Genomic DNA, 18,125 nt, shown 5'->3' with positions numbered 1-18,125 from the left:
AATAGGTTTTTGATATAGGGTTGCTCTTGGGTTGTGTGTGTTATTAATAAAGAGACGAAAATTTAATGAAAAAATAGGTGTAGTATGGATAAAATACCTTGGACATTAATTATTGCAAAGTTAAGTAATACTCTGACAGAAGCTGATAACCGTTTGTTAGAAGAATGGTTACAGAATGATTTGCATAAAGAAATCTATTTATCTGTGGCACATGTCTGGCATTCTGTTCAGTCTAAAGTTCGGGATTATGAACCTGATGAAGACTATTATTGGACTTTTATATCTAATCGGATTAATAAAGTAGAAAAGAAAAAGAAAGTGCGTCATTTCTTAATGAATCGTATGGTGCGGGTAGGCATTGCTGTAAGTTTGCTTTTAATAATAGGATTTTCCTTGCTTGTATATCTAGTACCGATGAAAAACAATGATATTCAATTGCCTGTATATTCTTCTTTGGAAGGTAAAGCTAAAATTGTTCTCACTGATAGTACAGTGGTGTGGTTGAGAAAGAATAGCACATTGGCTTGTTTGTCTGATTTCTCTGGGAAAGAACGTAGGGTAAAATTGAATGGTGCAGCTTTTTTTGAGGTTAAATCAGATAAAAATCATCCTTTTATTGTGGAGGTACGAGATTTGAATGTGAAAGTGCACGGTACAAAATTTGTGGTATCTGCTTCCCGGTTTCAAGAAGATGTTGTGGTTGGATTGGAGGAAGGTTCGGTGGAACTGATATCACCTACAGTAAAGAGTCAGTTCATAATTCCCGGTGAAGTTGCTGAATATAATAAAAAAAACGGTCAGCTGAGCGTGAAAAAAGAAGATATAGCTATTTATAATTCGTGGATGGCAAATGATATATCTTTTAATAGTAGTACATTAGAATATATCTGTAAAATACTTTCTTTTAGGTTTGGTAAAAATATTAAGGTAGATCCTTCTATTGGTACTCGTTATCGTTATATGTTTCATTTGCATGATGAGACTTTAGATGAATTACTTGATATGCTAACTTCTATCAATCCAATACAGTATGAATATATGGATTCGAATACTATATTTATTTCTAATCAATGATTTAATCTTTTAATTTTTTATTTATGGATACTAGCTGATAGCCATTGTTATGCTCTTTTTTCTAGAGGATTATGTTCGAATAAATGAATGTTTATGTGCTTTGTTTAATATTTAGTAACTTTTGAAAAACATGAATTTGAAACAATTTTTTTGTGCCTTTTTCTGTACCTTTTGTCTTTTTATTGGTACGGTAGCAGCTCAGTCAGGAGGTGGAATTACTCTTTCTTTAAAAGACGTTTCTTTACAGGAAGCTATGCAAAGAGTACAAAAAGTAAGTGATTATACTTTTTTTTATGATGTCAATCAGATTGATATCAGTCAAAAAGTGAGTTTCTCAGTTAAAAAAGCTAATATTCAGACTGCTGTAAGTAAGATGCTGGATAAAACTGCTATTTCATTTGAAATAAAAGGGAAACAAATCATTCTGAAAAGAGGAATCGGAAAAACTCCCAAAGGTACGGGGCTTTCACGCAAAATAACAGGTATAGTTGTTGATGATTTGGGAGCCCCTGTTATCGGGGCTACTGTCATTGTGCAGGGAACCGTTAATGGAGTTTTAACGGACATTGATGGGAAATATGCTATTGAAGCAAAGAAAAATCAGGTGTTGGAATACCGTTTTGTTGGTTACAAAGGAGTGGAAAAAACTGTCGGAGATGATGATCGTATTAATGTGACATTGGCCGAAAGCAATGTTAATTTGGATGACGTGGTCGTTATTGGTTATGGTTCACAGAAGAAAGAAAGCGTTGTTGCTTCTATTAATTCTATAAAACCGGCCGATATTGCTGTTCCTACTCGTAGTTTATCCAATTCGATTGCCGGACGGGTCGCAGGTGTGGTTGCTATTCAACGCTCGGGAGAACCTGGTAATGATGATGCGTCTTTTTGGATTCGCGGTCAAAGCTCCTATATGGGCGGAACAAATCCTCTTATTTTAGTTGACGGCGTGCCCCGTGATATGAATGATATTGATGTGGATGAGATAGAGACATTTACCGTGTTGAAAGATGCTGCTGCTACGGCAGTATACGGTGCGGAAGGTGCTAATGGGGTAGTGCTTATCACTTCTAAACGTGGTATAGCACAAAAAACCCGAGTGGATATTAACGCTCAGTTTTCCATTATAACTCCCACTAGATTACCTGAATTGATGGACTCATATAACTTTTTGAATATGTTTACAGAGGCGGAATGGAACGATGCCGGAAATCCGGGAAGGTTTTTGGATTTTGTAGGAACGTATGATCGGGATATATTGGAGAAATATCGTACCGGGGCGGATTTGGACTTATACCCTAACTCCGATTGGATGGAATTGTTGTCAGAACATACCACGAATCAACGTTATACAATAAATTTCAGAGGAGGTTCGGAAAAAACCAAATTCTTTGCTTCAGGAGCTTACTATAAAGAAGATGGGATTTTTGATTCTAATACTTCCGAAGGGTATAATGCCAATACAGGGTTACAACGTTTTAATTTGCGTTCCAATGTAGATATGGATATCACAAGCACAACTAAATTGTCCATTGATTTAAGTGGACAATATAAAACCCGAAGCCAGTCTGCTAGCAGTTCTGATGCCGTTTTTGGCGCTATAACCGTTTGTCCGGTGTTTATCATTCCTTTCTATTATTCAGATGGCTCTTTGTCTCAGTTGACAAGGGAAGCGGACCAGAGAACCAATCCTTATAATTTATTGAATCAAAGCGGGTATACGAAAACTTGGTCCGCTTCTGTTCAGTCTAAAGTACAGTTGGAACAAAAGTTGGATTTTATAACCAAAGGATTATCAGTAAGGGGGGCTGTCAGTTTTGATGCTGATTTTACTTCGTCCATGAAGCGTACGAAGAAACCGGCTACTTTTTTCTCAAATAAACGTGATGACTTTGGCAATTTGATTATGCAATCAGTAAGTGTAGAAGAAGCTTTATCTGATCCTGTGAAATCTTCTACTTCTGGTGAAAAGAGAATTTACATTGAAGGAGCGCTGAATTACAAACGTCTGTTTGGAGAAAAACATGACGTAAATGGTATTTTAGTTTATAGCCAGAAAGAGACGCAATATCAAAATGTGGATGGCTTGAAGCTTTTGCCTTATCGTAAACAGAATCTTGTGGGACGTATCTCTTACGGTTATGACAGTCGTTATATGCTGGAAGGAAGTTTTGGTATGACGGGGAGTGAAAATTTTGCAGAAGGGCATCGGTGGGGAATATTTCCTGCAGTAGGTGCTGCTTGGTATATCAGTAATGAGAGTTTTATTCGTAACCACAGCGCAGCCAAGTGGCTTTCAAAGTTGAAACTGCGTACTTCTTATGGTATGACTGGTAATGATAATATAGGTCCTAGTTCACGATTCCCTTATCGTGAACAATTGAAAACGAATGATTCCGGTTATGCATTTAATATTCCTGTAGGAAGTTCGGGTGGGAATCCTAGTGGAGGCAATGGTATTGTAGAAAGTACGTTTGCCGCTCCGGTTTTGAGTTGGGAAATAGAAAAAAAATTTAATGTAGGTGTAGACTTGGGATTTTTTGATAATCGAATTGATATTACAGCCGATTATTTCTTCAACAGACGTGAAGATATTCTGATTCAGCGAAAGATTGTACCGAAAACATTGGGATTCCGGGTTAATCCATGGCAGAATTTTGGTATTGTGGATAATAAGGGCTTGGACGGAAGTCTTACCTTGAATCACCAGTTTGGTGACTTGAAAGTTTCAGCTCGTGGAAATATTACATATGTGCGTAATGAAATCGTAGAGTACGATGAAGTCCCTTCTAAATATAATTATCAGAATTATACCGGACAATCTATAGGACAACCTTATTGTTATATAGCGGAAGGGCTCTATACGCCGGATGATTTTACTACAACCACTACTTCTACCGAAGGATATCTGTATGAGCTGAAGGCTGATGTGCCTAAACCTGCCGCTAACGTGGCTCCCGGGGATATCAAATATAAAGATTTGAATGGAGATGGATTGATTAATGAGTATGATATGACTTACGAAAATGGACTGAATTCGACCAATCCGGAATTGGTCTATGGCTTTGGATTGAATCTGGAATATAAAGGCTTTTTTGCGGGCATTTTCTTTCAGGGGGTAGGCAAGACTACTGTCAATCTGATGAGCAATTCTAACTACTTTATGCCTTTTATCAGAGGTGTAGAAGGTGGGTCGGCTCGTATGGAGGCTTTAAGCCATTGGAGTGCAGACAATCCATATAATCAGGATGTGTTATATCCTCGTATACATGCGGCCAAGTTTGATCATAACATAGAAAAAAGTACTTGGTGGTATCGTGACGGTAGTTTTTTACGTCTGAAAAATGTGGAGTTTGGATATGAATTCAGTAAAGATATGATTAAAAAAATGCGTATGACTAATTTACGCCTGTATGTTCAAGGAACTAATTTGGCTGTATGGGATAATATAAAATTGTGGGATCCTGAGTTGGGCAACAGTAATTCAGGGGCAAAATACCCTCTTGGAGCTACTTGGACTGTTGGATTGGAAGTATCATTTTAAAAACTTAAAGATATGAAAATATTATTCAAAAAAAATACTATATACATTGGTGTTAAGCGTAGGATTGATAAGTGTGTCCTCTTGTGCCGATTATCTGGATGTATCAGATGAGATAGCCGACAATTTGTCACTTGAAGATGTGTTTGAAAATAAAGGGTATGTACAGAAATGGCATGCTAATATTTTTAATAGTATTTGTGCATATGAATTTATGGGCGGCGCTGGAGAAGAGAATGGTTTTTCAGGAGTTTGGAATTTGCTGTCGGGTGAAGTTACTGCTAATGGTGGTTCTGCCTATACAACAATGATAAATGGCTTTACGGCAGATACGGCTCCATTCCATCGTTGGAGTAGTATTTATGCATATATACGTCAGTCTATGATTCTGTTAGAACATATAAAACCTGTTGGAGATCCAAACTCTCTTTCGGACACTTATTTAAGCTCGGTACAAGTGGAGCGTATGAAAATGGAAGCAAAGTTTTTTATTGCTTATAATTATTTATCATTGTTTGAATTATATGGCCCTGTACCTATTATAAAAGAGATAGCTGATCCGAATGATCCTAATTTTACAGATTATCCGCGTGCTTCAGTGGATGAGATGGTGGCATATATTGATGGTTTGTTTGGGGAGGTCATCAATTCGGATGCTATACCGGAAACGACGTTTGCTTCCGGTGGGGCTTCCGAAAACAGGGATCATTCTGACCATAATAATGCCAAATATGCTTTGAGTGAAGCTGTACGTCCTACTAAAGCGGCTGCTTTGGCGTTGCGTGCTCGTCTGTGGGTATATGCTGCTTCTCCACTGTTTAATGGCGGATATACAGAGGCTGTCCAGACTGTAAACTACGATGGAACTCCTATTTTTCCGGCTTCTAATCCTGAAAAATGGAAAACAGCCAAACAACATTTGGAAACGTTTCTGAATTTTGCAGAGGATATGGGATATGGTTTGTTTGAAGTTGAGGAGGAAGGGATTGTCAATGCAGACAAATCGGTTTATGAACTTTTTCAATATTACAATGATGAAATTATTTGGGCTACAAATCAGAATGGTTATTATGCTGTAAGTTCTGCAATGGAAAAAAGAAGCAATCCTCGAGGCGTATATAACGGTTGGGCGAACTTAGGAGTTTTTCAAGAGACGGTTGATGCTTTTTTCATGAGTAATGGATTAGAAATAAACGATTCTGGCAGTGGATATTCAGAGGAAGGCTTTGCGGATTTGCCTAATCGGATTAATGAAGACAAACGTGTTGATAAAAATGTTTATAATATGTATCACGGTCGGGAACCTCGTTTTTATGCTGCTATTACTTATGAAGGACGAAGCTGGCATGTACAGCCCCCCGGTAATGCCAATTATGTGACAAGTTTTGCAAAAGGAGGAGATACGGATTTGTCAAGACTTGAGAATCCGAAAACGGGATATATGCTTTATAAGTTCAAAAACCGACAAGTGTATGGTACAACTCGTCCGGCTTCCGGTGGAAAATTGGAATTGTTCAAACAATGGGCTCGTCCAAATATCCTGCTTCGTTTAGCAGATTTTTATTTGTACTATGCGGAAGCTTGTAACGAAGTGGATCCTGGTGATCCTAATGTTATCGAATATCTGGATCGGGTACGTCGTCGTGCTGGTATACCAGGTTATAAAGAGTTGAAAGAACAAGGTAAAAAAGATATCATAGGTAATCAGGAGAAACAACGTTGGGCAATTCAACGCGAGCGTCAGGTTGAATTCCTTTGTGAAGGACAGCGCTATTTTGATGTACGTCGCTGGATGACTGCCAATGATGCCAACAATCCTTATGACCAACAGATAACGCGCAGTGGTATGGATATGACGCAGCCTAATCAAGGAGTAGGTGTAGGTTCTTTCTTTAATCGGGTTGTTTTGGAAAGACGCGCATGGACGCGTGCCATGTTGCTTTATCCGATACCTTATACTGAAATACAGCGTTCTCCTGGAAAGATATTGATACAGAATCCTTTATGGTAAAGTAATGTAGCTTGTTAATGTAAGATATATTGAGATAAGATATTCCTTATATTTTACGTTAATAGTTCTATCATTTTTATAAATAATATCTAATTAGACAACTATGATAAAACAACAGATATATATATTTTTCTATTTCTTGCTAACTTTTGTCACAATAGCTTGTCAGGAGTCAAATAATGTTTCAGATACAGGCTGGATTAATGGTTTGAAAGCTTATTTGGAGTTTCCAATGGAGGGAGGAAGTGAATATTGTTCATTTTCCTTACAAAACGGATTGGACGCTTCTTTATTGGAATGCTATGTTCCGGCAAAAGATGCAGGTTGGTGTGAGGCATCTGTGGAAGGAGGTAAGTTGATAATTCGTGCATTTCGTTCATATACGGATAGTGAACGTCATACTAGTGTAACTGTTGAATATGAACGAAGATATTCTTTTGTAATTCAAGTGAAGCAAATGGCAGGATTTAGTGAGAATGATATTCCTATTAAAGTTGTGTCTGCTACCGCCGATACAGAGAATAATAATAACGAAATGGATAAGAGCTATGATGATGATCTTAATACTTATTTTTGTTCAAAAGGAGGAACAGATGTTACCAAAACTTTTCGAATGACTTATACATTGGAAAGTGGGCATACGCTTTATCGAATAATATATACTCCTCGCACAAAAGGCAATAAATGGGGCTCGTTTAATAAATTTGAAGTAGAAGTAGCTACAGGAGATGCGCCGACACAATTTGTAAAAGTAGCTTCTTTTGAAAGGGGGGATGGAGTGCATACACCACTAGACTTTACACTGGACACTCCTGTTCCTGATGCCAAATATGTTCGTTTTGTAGTCCACTCTGCTTATATGAAACGTGTCAGTTGTGCAGAAATGGATTTTTTTGAACCCAGTAAGAATCGATTTGATTATCGTAGTATATTTGCGGATGACCTTTATACACAATTAAAGGAAGGTGTTACGGATAATCTAATAAAAAATATGCCTGATAATGAGATGCGTAAATTGGCTTTGGCTTTGTCTGAAGGTAATTATGAAAGTAAATATCGTGTAGCAGAATATCGTCCTTATCAGCATCCTTCTGTTATGGCAGCTGTCAATCGGACTTCCCGATATAGCTTAAGTGATAATCCTACGGGAATTTATGCTGTAGCTGGAGAAAAATTGTATATTGCTTTGGATAAATTGTATCGTGGAGCTGATATATCCTTGATGGTCAGGGACCTGAATGGTGGATATGGCAATTCCAAGACTTACCAGTTGAAAAAAGGGCTGAATATTATTGAACCGACAATTGGCGGCTTGATCTATATATTGAATCATGTAGAGGATAATATTCCTTTACTGCTAGAAAATGATTCAGATAAGCAAAGGGCTATGGACAAGACTGTAAAGGTACATATTATAATGGGTAAAGTAAACGGTTATTATGACTGTCATAAAAACGTCCCGGAAGAATGGCCTGAAATATTAGAAAATGCTCAATATCAAGATATGGATGTATTAGGGCAATATGCGCATGTAACGTGGCGTGTGTCAGATTTTCAGACATATACTTCAGATGTTACTATGTTGCTGAATAATTATGATAAATTGGTGTGGTTAGAAGAAGAATTCATAGGATTGGTGAAATATGGTAAGTTATTTAATAATCGTATGCATTTTTCCATTGATTATGATGCTACAAGTCCCAATGCCTCCAATTATCGTACAGTTTATCCTCCTCGTAATGCAGCTAAAATATGTGATCCGCTTCGTTTTGATGTTAATTTGTGGGGACCATCTCATGAAGTTGGACATATGAATCAGACACGTCCAGGTTTAAAATGGATTGGTACTACGGAAATTACCAATAATATATTATCTCTTTATGTACAGACCTCTTTTGGGCAGCCTGGTCGATTATTGGATGAAAAAGATGGTAAAACGGTGTATGATTACGGACTGGAAAAAGTTGTGGCGAAGAAAATACCGCATAATAGTTCTCAGGCGGATGTTTTTGAACGTTTAGTTCCTTTCTGGCAATTGAAGTTATATATGATAGATGTTTTAAAAAAAGAAAATTTTTATCATGATTTGTATGAGTACTTTCGGACTTATGATTATGAAGCTTTAAATGCTGATAAATATACTCAAGGGGTCTATCAGTTGGATTTTGTACGCCAGGTTTGTAGGATATCAGGATTGAATATGCTTGATTTTTTTGAGAAGTGGGGATTTCTGACTCCGATTGATGCGGATATAAATGATTATAGTAAAGCCCGATTTACAATTACAGAAGGACAGATAACTGCTTTGAAAGATGAGGTTAATAAACAAAATTATAAAATGCCGCATCCGGAAGTACATCTTATAAATGAAAATAATATGTATAACTATAATGATTAAACAAATTGCAATATGAAAAATTTGAGATATTTATTTTTAGTATGCCTTACATGGATGATATTAGGAAGCTGTGGGGAAGAATATGTGTATAATACACGAGTTGTTACTGGAGTTGATTTATTGGATGTGGGAGAAGAAGGTAATTTATTGTTTTCGCGAGGAGAAAATGGGGAAATTAAAGTTAGAATAACTCCGGTAGATGCGATTGATAAAAAGGATTATACTTTTTCGTATAAGAGTAGCGACGAGAGCATATTTACGGTCGATGATACGGGAGGAATACGCGCACTTGCTGTGGGAGAAGCCACTTTGACAGTACAGGCAATTAATAATCCGGCCGTGTCTCAGTGTTGTAAAGTAGTGGTACAACCCAATTGGATACGCACTATTGAATTACCACAAGAATATAAAGATTGTAGTCTGTTAGTGGATTCAAAAATAGATTTAGGGAGTGTTATCACTATAAAGCCGGAGCAGGTTGATAATCCGGATGTGATTTATACTTCTTCAAATCCGAATATTGCCACAGTCAGTGAAGATGGAATAGTAACTGGTGTGTCTAGTGGGAGTGTAGAGATTGTGATTCAAGCTGCGGATCAGGGAGGAGCAGTGGTGAGTGCTTTTATAACTGTAATAGATGAATTGCTGGGAGATTTTCCACGTCATACGTGGAAGGCTACAGTTTCACATACATTTGTGCCGGATCCTGCAGGAGGCGGTTCCCCGGAAATGTTACTGGATGGTAGTTACAATACTTTTTTATCAATTAGGAAACCCGGTAAAGGGGTTGAGACACCGGCTGGAGCCAAAATTTTCTTTACGATAGATATGGGGCAGCAGTATCCTTTCAATTATTTTAGTTGGCATCATAGAGGAGATAATGTTAGTGTAGGTTTGAGAGGTTCAAAAGTAGACATATATGGTAGCCTGGATGGGGAAACTTTTGATTTGATACAAAATGAAATACTGTTAGATACCGGAGCAGATGCCAGTACAGGGGAGAAGATAATATTGGATGATACATCTTCTTGTCGGTATGTTCGTTTTGTAATTACAGGTTATAGTACAAGTGCAGGTTCAGCCGTTCAGATTTCAGAAATTCAGATTGGTAGAGATAAATAATATGGATATTTGGTAAAGAAATGTATGAGTGTTAAATGATGTAGTTTTTTAGGAAACATTGTAAAGTATAAAAATGAAATATTCATAAATATGAAAATAATAATTGGGCTATAACATCATTTGTCAAAATCATCTGTCAATTCTCCAAGTTTCATGCCACTGTGAGTAGTGGGGATATCGGTTGCAATGTTGAGGTGGAATCTGGGGATTTGTCTCTCCATCCTTTCTTGGATGATACCTGTTGCATTAAAGATGTGTGTGGATATCTTCACACATTCGATTTACCTACTTTTATTTTCCAGCCAGCCTGTGGGAATAGCAGTCTTTTATGGGAACTGGAGGACAAAAGGCTAGGGATTTGACTGGTAATAATCGTGGACATTTCGGTTGCTTTGGTTTGAAAATCAAATATCTGAACGGCGGTATACACAAGATGGATGTATTTCTAAAATCAAAGGTAAAAAGATGTAGTTACGATACTGTAATAAGTATTTGTCTAATCGCTTTTTGCTTTGAAAATGATAGTAATTTTAATTTTGAATCAGTGTAGCTTTCAATTATTGATTCGTATTTTTTTATTAACAATTAAATAAATTTATGAAACAATTTTTTTTGATAAGAATGTTCGTATGGCCTTTGCAGGTTTGTCCTGTATGGCTTTACTCGGTTTACCCCAATCGGCGGTAGCTCAAGATATGACAGTTTATCCTTATGCGGAAGATTATCAAGTGATTACCCGTGATGGAGCGTGGTGTTGGTTTTCCGATCCTCGTGCTATTTATGTGGATGATAAGATGTTTGGCGGTTTTGTAGATAAGGAAGGCAGTATTTGGGCTTTCTGCTATGATCCTTCCACCTGCCAAAGTAAGCAGTATAAATTGTTTAATAAGTTGGATTATGACGACCATGCTAATCCTTCAATCATGGCTCTTTCAGACCAGCGTTTAGTTCTATTCTTTTCAGCACATGGAGGAACTAAAAATTCTCCTATTTATTATGCTGTCAGTAAATATCCGTCCGATATTTCATCTTGGGAGGAAGTACAAGAGATTAATCCTGAAATGGAGGGAAGTTTAGGTGTTTGCTATACTAATCCCGTAATGTTGTCTGATGAAAATAATCGGGTATATTTATTTTTCAGAGGTAGAGATTTTAAACCGACTTGTATTTATACTGATGATTTGAAAACATGGAGTCAACCGATTAATTTAGTACGTAATGATCCAGGATATGGTCAAGGAGGCCGTCCTTATACTAAAATTACAACTAATCATAAAGATAAAATATTTTTTGCTTTTACCGATGCACATCCTCGGGATCGTGCAACAAATTCCATTTATTTTATGATGTATAAAAATGGAAAAATTTGTAAAGCGGATGGTACTGTTGTTTCAGAAACTCTTGGTTCCATAATACCAAGTCAAGTAGACAAAGTTTATGATGCAACTAGGACTTTCGATAAAGCGTGGATATGGGATATTGCTTTTGATGAATCAGAAAAGCCGATATTAGTTTATGCACGTTTCAGCGATCGTGATAATAAGCATTCTTATTGGTATGCACGTTGGAATGGAATAAAATGGGAAAACCATAAAATAACTGATGCAGGTCAGTGGTTTCAGCGTACGGAATATGTAAAGGAAAAACCGGAATATGAATGTAACTATTCTGGTGGCGTTTATTTAGATCATGAAAATCCTAATATCCTTTACACTTCACGTCCCATCAATGACCGTTTTGAAATAGAAAAATGGACTTTTACAGGTGGTAAACAAAAATGGATAACAGAAGCTATAACTTACCAGTCAGAAAAAGATAATGTACGCCCTTTTGTGGTACGTAATCATCGGGGTAGTCAGCCATCTGTACTCTGGATGTATAATTATAAATATCCTGGTTTTAAAGCCTATGATTGTGCTATCCGTACTGATCAAGAAGCTAAAGGATTTAGCTCCAAGTGGAACAAGAAAGATATTACTATTGTAGCTGATACGGTCTTCCGTTGGGTGATGAAAACATATCAAAAGGATAAAAATTATTGTAATCAAGGATGGGTAAGCGGTGTACTTTATAACGGTTTATTTGATTGGGCTGAAATTACAGATAAAAAAGAATATTTCGATTTCATGAAACGTATTTTTTCACGTTATTACTGGCAGTTAGGCAACCGTATGTATCATGGTGATGATCTTTGTGTAGGTCAAGTCTATCTTGATATGTATGCTAAATACAAACAAGAAAAGATGTGGATACCAACCAAAGCTAGAATAGATTGGATTATAGAGAATCCTCCAATTGGAAATATAGATATAACTAAAGGGGTAAGTGATCGTTGGTGGTGGTGTGATGCCCTCTATATGGCTCCGGCTATTTTTACACGTCTGTATACACTGACTGGTGATAAAAAATATTTAAAATTTGCTCATAAAGAATATTTGGATTGTTATGAACATTTATATGATAAAGATGAACATTTATTCTTTCGTGATGGCAAATATCTTAACGCAAAGGATGAAAAAGGAGGCAAAGTATTTTGGAGCCGGGGAAATGGTTGGGTGCTTGGTGGATTGGCCGAAGTATTGAAATATTTGCCTGAAGAAGACAAAAAATATCGTCCTTTTTATGAACAGCTGTTGCAGGAAATGAGTGAGAAGATAGCTTCTTTACAAAGAGAAGACGGTTATTGGAGAACTAACTTATTAAATGCTGATATTTATCCTATGCCGGAGACTAGTGGAACGGGACTATTTACTTACGCTATCATGTATGGTATTAATCAGGGTATTTTACCTGCAGATAAATATTTACCGATAGTAAGGAAAGGCTGGGATGCAATGGTAAAAGCTGTTAATACGGAAGGAAAAGTGGGCTGGACACAGATGGTGGCACAAAAACCCGGAAAAGTGGTAAAAAAAGATACAAGGGCTTATTCGGTAGGCAGTTTGTTAATGATTGCTTCAGAATTATATAGATATTTGGACAATAACAAGTAAACCTACCATAAGCGTATTTTAATTTGGTACTAATATACATACTTACACAGGAAATCCTTCCGTCCGCGGAGGGATTTCTTTTCAATTGTACGTATCTGTAAATTTGTCCGCGGATTTCTTTGATATTTCATAAAATCTTTGTAATTTGTTATGTCATAAAATAATTGGAGGACAGCCTTATGAAAGACCCGCTTGGTATCAAAATAAATTCGATCCCAGTTCTTTACAAGCTGTTTCCAAATGAAGAAGCCTGCATTAACTATCTTGTAACTTTTAATTAGAACGGTACTCCCATTTCACTGTTTGATAAAACTTCAAAAGTCTATAAATTAAAAAACGGAAATTATCGCTGTAAAAACACAGAAAAGAATTTTACTGTAAAAATAGGAACCATATTTGAGAAAATAAAGATTGACCTATAAAGGTAGTTCGTTGTTATATGCTTGTTAACCATAAAGCGGGGCTTTCTTTCTATCGGTTGGCAAAAGATATAGATGTTACTCAAAAACAGCGTGGTTTATGTTACACAAAATAAGAAGTCAAATGTATCTTGCTAACGAAAATCTTCTAATGGGTGAGGTGGAAACTGGTGAAACACTTATCGGGGGTAGAAACAAAAATAGTCATTGGAACAAGAAAATGGCATATTCACAAGGACATTCCCATAAAGACAAAACTCCGGTAGTTGGAATGATACAATGGGATTCCTTAATAGTTTTACAGGCTCATAATCATTGTTATCCTTATAACACGCAATAAACAAACAGATACATGACACTACCATACAAAATTAATTCTTCGTCTTTGAATTTGTTGGCAGATTCTTCCATATTATGAGATGTTTTGTTGGAGATGTGCTTTTATGCTGATATTTATTCTAGTATCTCTCGTCTTCAATTCTCCGACCTGATACTTTATAAGAAATGCAAGGATATTATTCAAGCTTTAGAAACATTTCTTTTAGATTGATTGTCACGCAGTCAAACTGATTCACCATATCCATACCGATAATCCCTGCATCATCTGATGTCTGGAAATCACCGTTTGTAGTATCCACTGCAAGATTTTTCAATTCGACCGGAACTTTACCGACCTTTATGCGGAAGGACGGTAAGCGCAATATTTCTTTTGTTACCACTATGTTGAAGCCGCCACCCGTAATGTGTTCCCGTTTGCCGGAAGCGTCGAGTTCGGACTTATGGCCTTCATAATATCGGTAATACAAGCCGGCAGTAGAACATCCTGTGTCAAAGTGCAACTTGAGCCTTTCCCCATTGTTTGCCTCTGCTTTTATTTTCAGTGCGCGGTCGGTCAATATCATGTTACGTCCCGAAGCGGGGAGCGGTGTAGATGATACAGGAAAGACAATTTTTTTTTCTTTCGGATAGATACGCAGTTCATCGAACAAATTGATAAAATCCATGCCGAGAATTGCGTCAACCCTCATGACACTGTCCAGCGCGTTAGGCGGAGCAACAGTAATGAGTGGATAATGGAAAATCATGCTACCAATCTGCATATTCTCCACTGTTCCCATTTGTCCGTTCATAGCTCCGGGAAGCGTTGAATTGATTGTCAGCGAATCATTCAATATACGTACACCTACCTCTTTGGCAAAACGTTCGGACATGAAACTGGTTCCGGCACCGGTATCAAAAATGAAGCGGTATGTTTTTCCGTTGATTATAACAGGTATTAAAATTGTTGTACCCCGCCAACCCTTCGGTTCAACACTTGTCGGTAGTTTTACTTTTTCTATTTCAATAGGGACGGATACATCGCAATCCGGTCGTGTGATACTTGGTGCCGGGATGCTACTCAATTTGCTATAGAAAGAAAAGACCTGCTCAAGTCCTTCATAAGCCTCTTTCTCTGCATTTTGTGCTTTAAGCTGGTCAATGATGCTTTGTGCATTCTGCGCTGCTGAAGCATAATTGCCCCTTAAACCGTCTATTTGACAGGCCAGTATAGTCATGCCAAGTACATTTGAACCTCCAATTTCATTCTGGTGATTGGTAAGTAGTTTCCGGATGCCGCTTATTGCTTTATCCGGACGGTTGAAGTTATAATCAATCATGATTTCCGACATCAGTTTAAGAAAATCAACCTGCATGGAATCTTTTAAGATCGGATAGTTTTCTTCCAGACCGAACCAGTCCGACTGATTGATAAGTATTCCGATACGTTCGTCGGCACTTTGTGAAAAAACAGGGATAGAAAAAAGGACCGCTGCTAATAAAAATAATTTCTTCATTTGTTTTGGGTATTTTATAGTTCTGTATTTATGTGTATTTTTCTGACTATATTTTATTTGTTATATCCATAAGCTGTTTTGTTTCTTTGGGTATGGTGGTAAATATAGTGAATTAATCAGAAACGTAGAATAAGGTTCGTTTTTATTTTAGGAAAGTTTGTTCAAAAACATAAAATTCGCCCTCTGCCAATCTTCAAAAGACTGACAGAGGGCGGCTACCATGACGAGAAAAAAGTCGAAGTTTATTGCTTGGCTTCGTTATTTTGTTTCAACAGAAATTCATCAATTGCTTTCTTCAGTTGGTCTTTGGGCAAAGCTCCCTGTGAGATTCTAGGCTGTTCGTTCATCGGAATCATCAGCAAGGTAGGGATGCTGCGAATGCCGAAAGCGGCGGCCAAATCCTGTTCTTGGTCCACATCAATTTGATAGATATCTATTTTACCACTATATTCTTTGCTAAGTTCTTCAAGAATAGGGTGCAGCGCTTTACAGGGTCCGCACCAGGTTGCATAGAAATCAACAATTGCCGGACGTTTGCCTTCAAATTTCCAATCGTTCGGATTGGCTTCATAATTATATACTTTCTTCAAAAAGTCCGCTTTATTTAATGCTATTACTTCCATTTTATTTTCTTTTTTTGTTGGTTCATTACTCTTTTTATTTTCTCCGCTGTTTCCTGCGCAAGCAGTGGTAGCAAGTACGATAGCGAAGGCACTCATAATACTTTTGATTAGTTTCATAATTCTTTTCTTTTTATTTTTTCTCTGATGCAAAGATAGAGGGATTACAGTTCCCCTGAAATGGCGATTTGGCCGGAACACTTGGCGAAATTTCCTTTAGACAGTTAGTTAATGCTAAAATATGTCTTTTATTCTTTGGTAGGGAAGAGATAGACTTGTTTGTGGATATGGTGTACGAGTGGAGATTGTCTATTTGGAATAGCCGTATCACATCTTTGTTGACGGAAGCGCATGAAGTGGTGTATCATGTGTCATAGTCAAGGAGTATTATACTTCGGCTTCTCAGGCTAACCACCAATCAATTTGCAGGATATTAGGAGAAAAACGGAGTTATTTATTTTTTGAGTATTCGTTTTAAATAGTCGGTATTCGTTAAGTTCACTGTCTCGAAAACACCTTTATAAAAGACGGCAAAGTTATTGAATACGCAAGGCAACTCCTTTGCTTTTTGTAGCGTATCCACTTGGACGAAAGATACAGGAACGTCATTTGTTTCACAAAACTGTTTTATTATGTCAATGTATTGATAAATATAAGGGCATTGCATATCATGATAAATTGTCAGTTCTTTGTTTTCAATCTCTAGTTTCTTGGCGTTTGGTGCAAACTTGGGTGTTGTTCCGTCAAAAGAGAGAGCTAACAACTCATATCCATTATCGGTAGTATCGACAACCTCAAAGCCGAACTTTTTGGCAAATGTCTGGTCGGAAAGCCAGCTCTTTTGTTTTTTTGCCCCGAGCATACAAACACCGGATTTGCCTTTCTCTTTCGCATCAGCCAGACAATACTCCATGAGCGATTGTCCATATCCTTTTCCTTTGGAGCTACCCAGCACCCATAGACAATACAGATAATAATAGTTGTTGCCGATGATAGGAACCCAAGCTGTTTCAAGAGGGGCATATTCGATAAAAACCGTGGACTTTGCATTTAATTTTCTAAAGATATGACCTTCGCTCAGCCGCTCGGAAAGCCATTGGCGTTTGGCATCAATACCCGGATGAGACTTCTTACTGCGGATAATGCAACATAAATGTTCATCGGTAAGGTTTTCATTCGTCAGGTTTATAAAATCAGTATTCATGTGTACGTTTGTTTTAGGTTTGGACATTATCAATCAGTAAGATGTATTGAGCCTATCTATTATCATTGTACAAATGTAGCGAATTTATGTAATATTGATTACCTATAAATGACTTTCATTTATGATTGAAGTAAAATAGAGCAAAGCCGTACAGATTTAAACAAAATAATCTACATAACGAAAAAGTATGCATCATGCTATCATTCATTTTAATAACCTCTTAATTATTAGAAAAATAAGTATGATAGATAGTTTTTTAGAATGTATCTATCATACTTTTACAGCTAAAATAGAGTATCTATCATCAATAAGATAGTTGAATAAAGGATGGGCGGACGTAATATAGCTTGTTTTTGTTGCTATGAATCCGTATAAATCCGACTATCATGGGTTGATAATCCAACTTTAGCAGCTCTAAGTTTGCATCCCACGTATGCGGGCTGTGCATCCCACATGTATAAACCGTATATCCCACGTATGCAGGCTGTATAGCCCACATGTGTGGGCTATAAAAATACGACTATTTCTAATAGATTGTTAAGCTGTCAGATATAGGTTATCTTACTATAGATCGTGCATTCTTATGCCTTTAAAGAAAGAATTTTATTTAATGCTATACTGGAATTAGGTATAAGCTGGGTATGATAGATATACGTTTTTTACAATAAAAGTATGATAGATAAATTAAAAAAAAACTGTCTATCATATTTATTCTTTTGATAATTAAGAGGTTATTAAAATGAATGATAGCGTGATAGATATTTTTTCATTATGTAGATTCTTCTTCAAATTTGGTGGTAATTTAACTGGTCGGTGGTATCTCCATTCCCCTCCTTCGGGGAAGGAGGGGTGGCTGAAAGCCGGGGTGGTAGGTGGATACACAATGTTGATAATAACCGACTTACGCA

The 18,125-nt window shown here is 37.1% G+C and carries 11 protein-coding genes; 7 read left to right on the top strand and 4 right to left on the bottom strand.

Annotated elements, in window-relative coordinates:
- The first annotated feature begins 84 nt into the window (after window positions 1-84).
- The 7 genes from BHV72_RS11730 (at window position 85) to BHV72_RS11700 (ending at window position 13,898) form a co-directional block, all read left to right on the top strand.
- A complete protein-coding gene (locus BHV72_RS11730; protein ID WP_022041856.1) occupies window positions 85-1,074 on the top strand; it encodes a FecR family protein in 990 nt (329 codons plus the stop codon).
- Window positions 1,075-1,204: 130 nt separating this feature from the next.
- Window positions 1,205-4,618, top strand: a complete 3,414-nt coding sequence (locus BHV72_RS11725) for a TonB-dependent receptor (RefSeq protein ID WP_122271672.1) — start codon at window positions 1,205-1,207, stop codon at window positions 4,616-4,618.
- Window positions 4,619-4,667: 49 nt separating this feature from the next.
- Window positions 4,668-6,626 (top strand): RagB/SusD family nutrient uptake outer membrane protein, encoded by a 1,959-nt coding sequence (locus BHV72_RS11720; protein ID WP_286856082.1) that lies wholly within the window; start codon window positions 4,668-4,670, stop codon window positions 6,624-6,626.
- Window positions 6,627-6,729: 103 nt separating this feature from the next.
- The gene (locus tag BHV72_RS11715) at window positions 6,730-9,024 is read left to right on the top strand and encodes a M60 family metallopeptidase (protein ID WP_022041859.1); all 2,295 of its coding nucleotides are present in this window, start codon (window positions 6,730-6,732) and stop codon (window positions 9,022-9,024) included.
- 12 nt (window positions 9,025-9,036) lie between these two features.
- Window positions 9,037-10,146 carry an Ig-like domain-containing protein gene (locus BHV72_RS11710; protein ID WP_022041860.1) on the top strand — a complete coding sequence of 370 codons (1,110 nt, stop codon included), beginning with the start codon at window positions 9,037-9,039 and terminating at the stop codon, window positions 10,144-10,146.
- A gap of 629 nt (window positions 10,147-10,775) precedes the next feature.
- Window positions 10,776-13,139 (top strand): glycoside hydrolase family 88 protein, encoded by a 2,364-nt coding sequence (locus tag BHV72_RS11705; protein ID WP_022041861.1) that lies wholly within the window; start codon window positions 10,776-10,778, stop codon window positions 13,137-13,139.
- Window positions 13,140-13,658: 519 nt separating this feature from the next.
- Complete coding sequence (locus BHV72_RS11700) at window positions 13,659-13,898, top strand: transposase (protein ID WP_022041862.1); 240 nt, start codon at window positions 13,659-13,661, stop codon at window positions 13,896-13,898.
- A gap of 175 nt (window positions 13,899-14,073) precedes the next feature.
- Here BHV72_RS11700 and BHV72_RS11695 read toward each other — a convergent pair whose 3' ends face one another.
- The 4 genes from BHV72_RS11695 to BHV72_RS11680 all read right to left on the bottom strand — a co-directional run.
- The gene (locus BHV72_RS11695; protein WP_022041863.1) at window positions 14,074-15,393 is read right to left on the bottom strand and encodes a retroviral-like aspartic protease family protein; all 1,320 of its coding nucleotides are present in this window, start codon (window positions 15,391-15,393) and stop codon (window positions 14,074-14,076) included.
- 242 nt (window positions 15,394-15,635) lie between these two features.
- Window positions 15,636-16,133, bottom strand: a complete 498-nt coding sequence (gene trxA / locus BHV72_RS11690) for a thioredoxin (protein ID WP_005677994.1) — start codon at window positions 16,131-16,133, stop codon at window positions 15,636-15,638.
- 334 nt (window positions 16,134-16,467) lie between these two features.
- Complete coding sequence (locus tag BHV72_RS11685) at window positions 16,468-17,217, bottom strand: GNAT family N-acetyltransferase (RefSeq protein ID WP_195414707.1); 750 nt, start codon at window positions 17,215-17,217, stop codon at window positions 16,468-16,470.
- A gap of 723 nt (window positions 17,218-17,940) precedes the next feature.
- Window positions 17,941-18,125: hypothetical protein (locus tag BHV72_RS11680; RefSeq protein WP_286856081.1), on the bottom strand; the 185-nt coding region annotated here is incomplete at its 5' end.

It is taken from the genome of Bacteroides sp. 43_46, assembly GCF_001915455.1.
Taxonomy (GTDB): Bacteria; Bacteroidota; Bacteroidia; order Bacteroidales; family Bacteroidaceae; genus Bacteroides; species Bacteroides caccae.
This window is presented reverse-complemented; position numbering and strand designations above follow the sequence as displayed.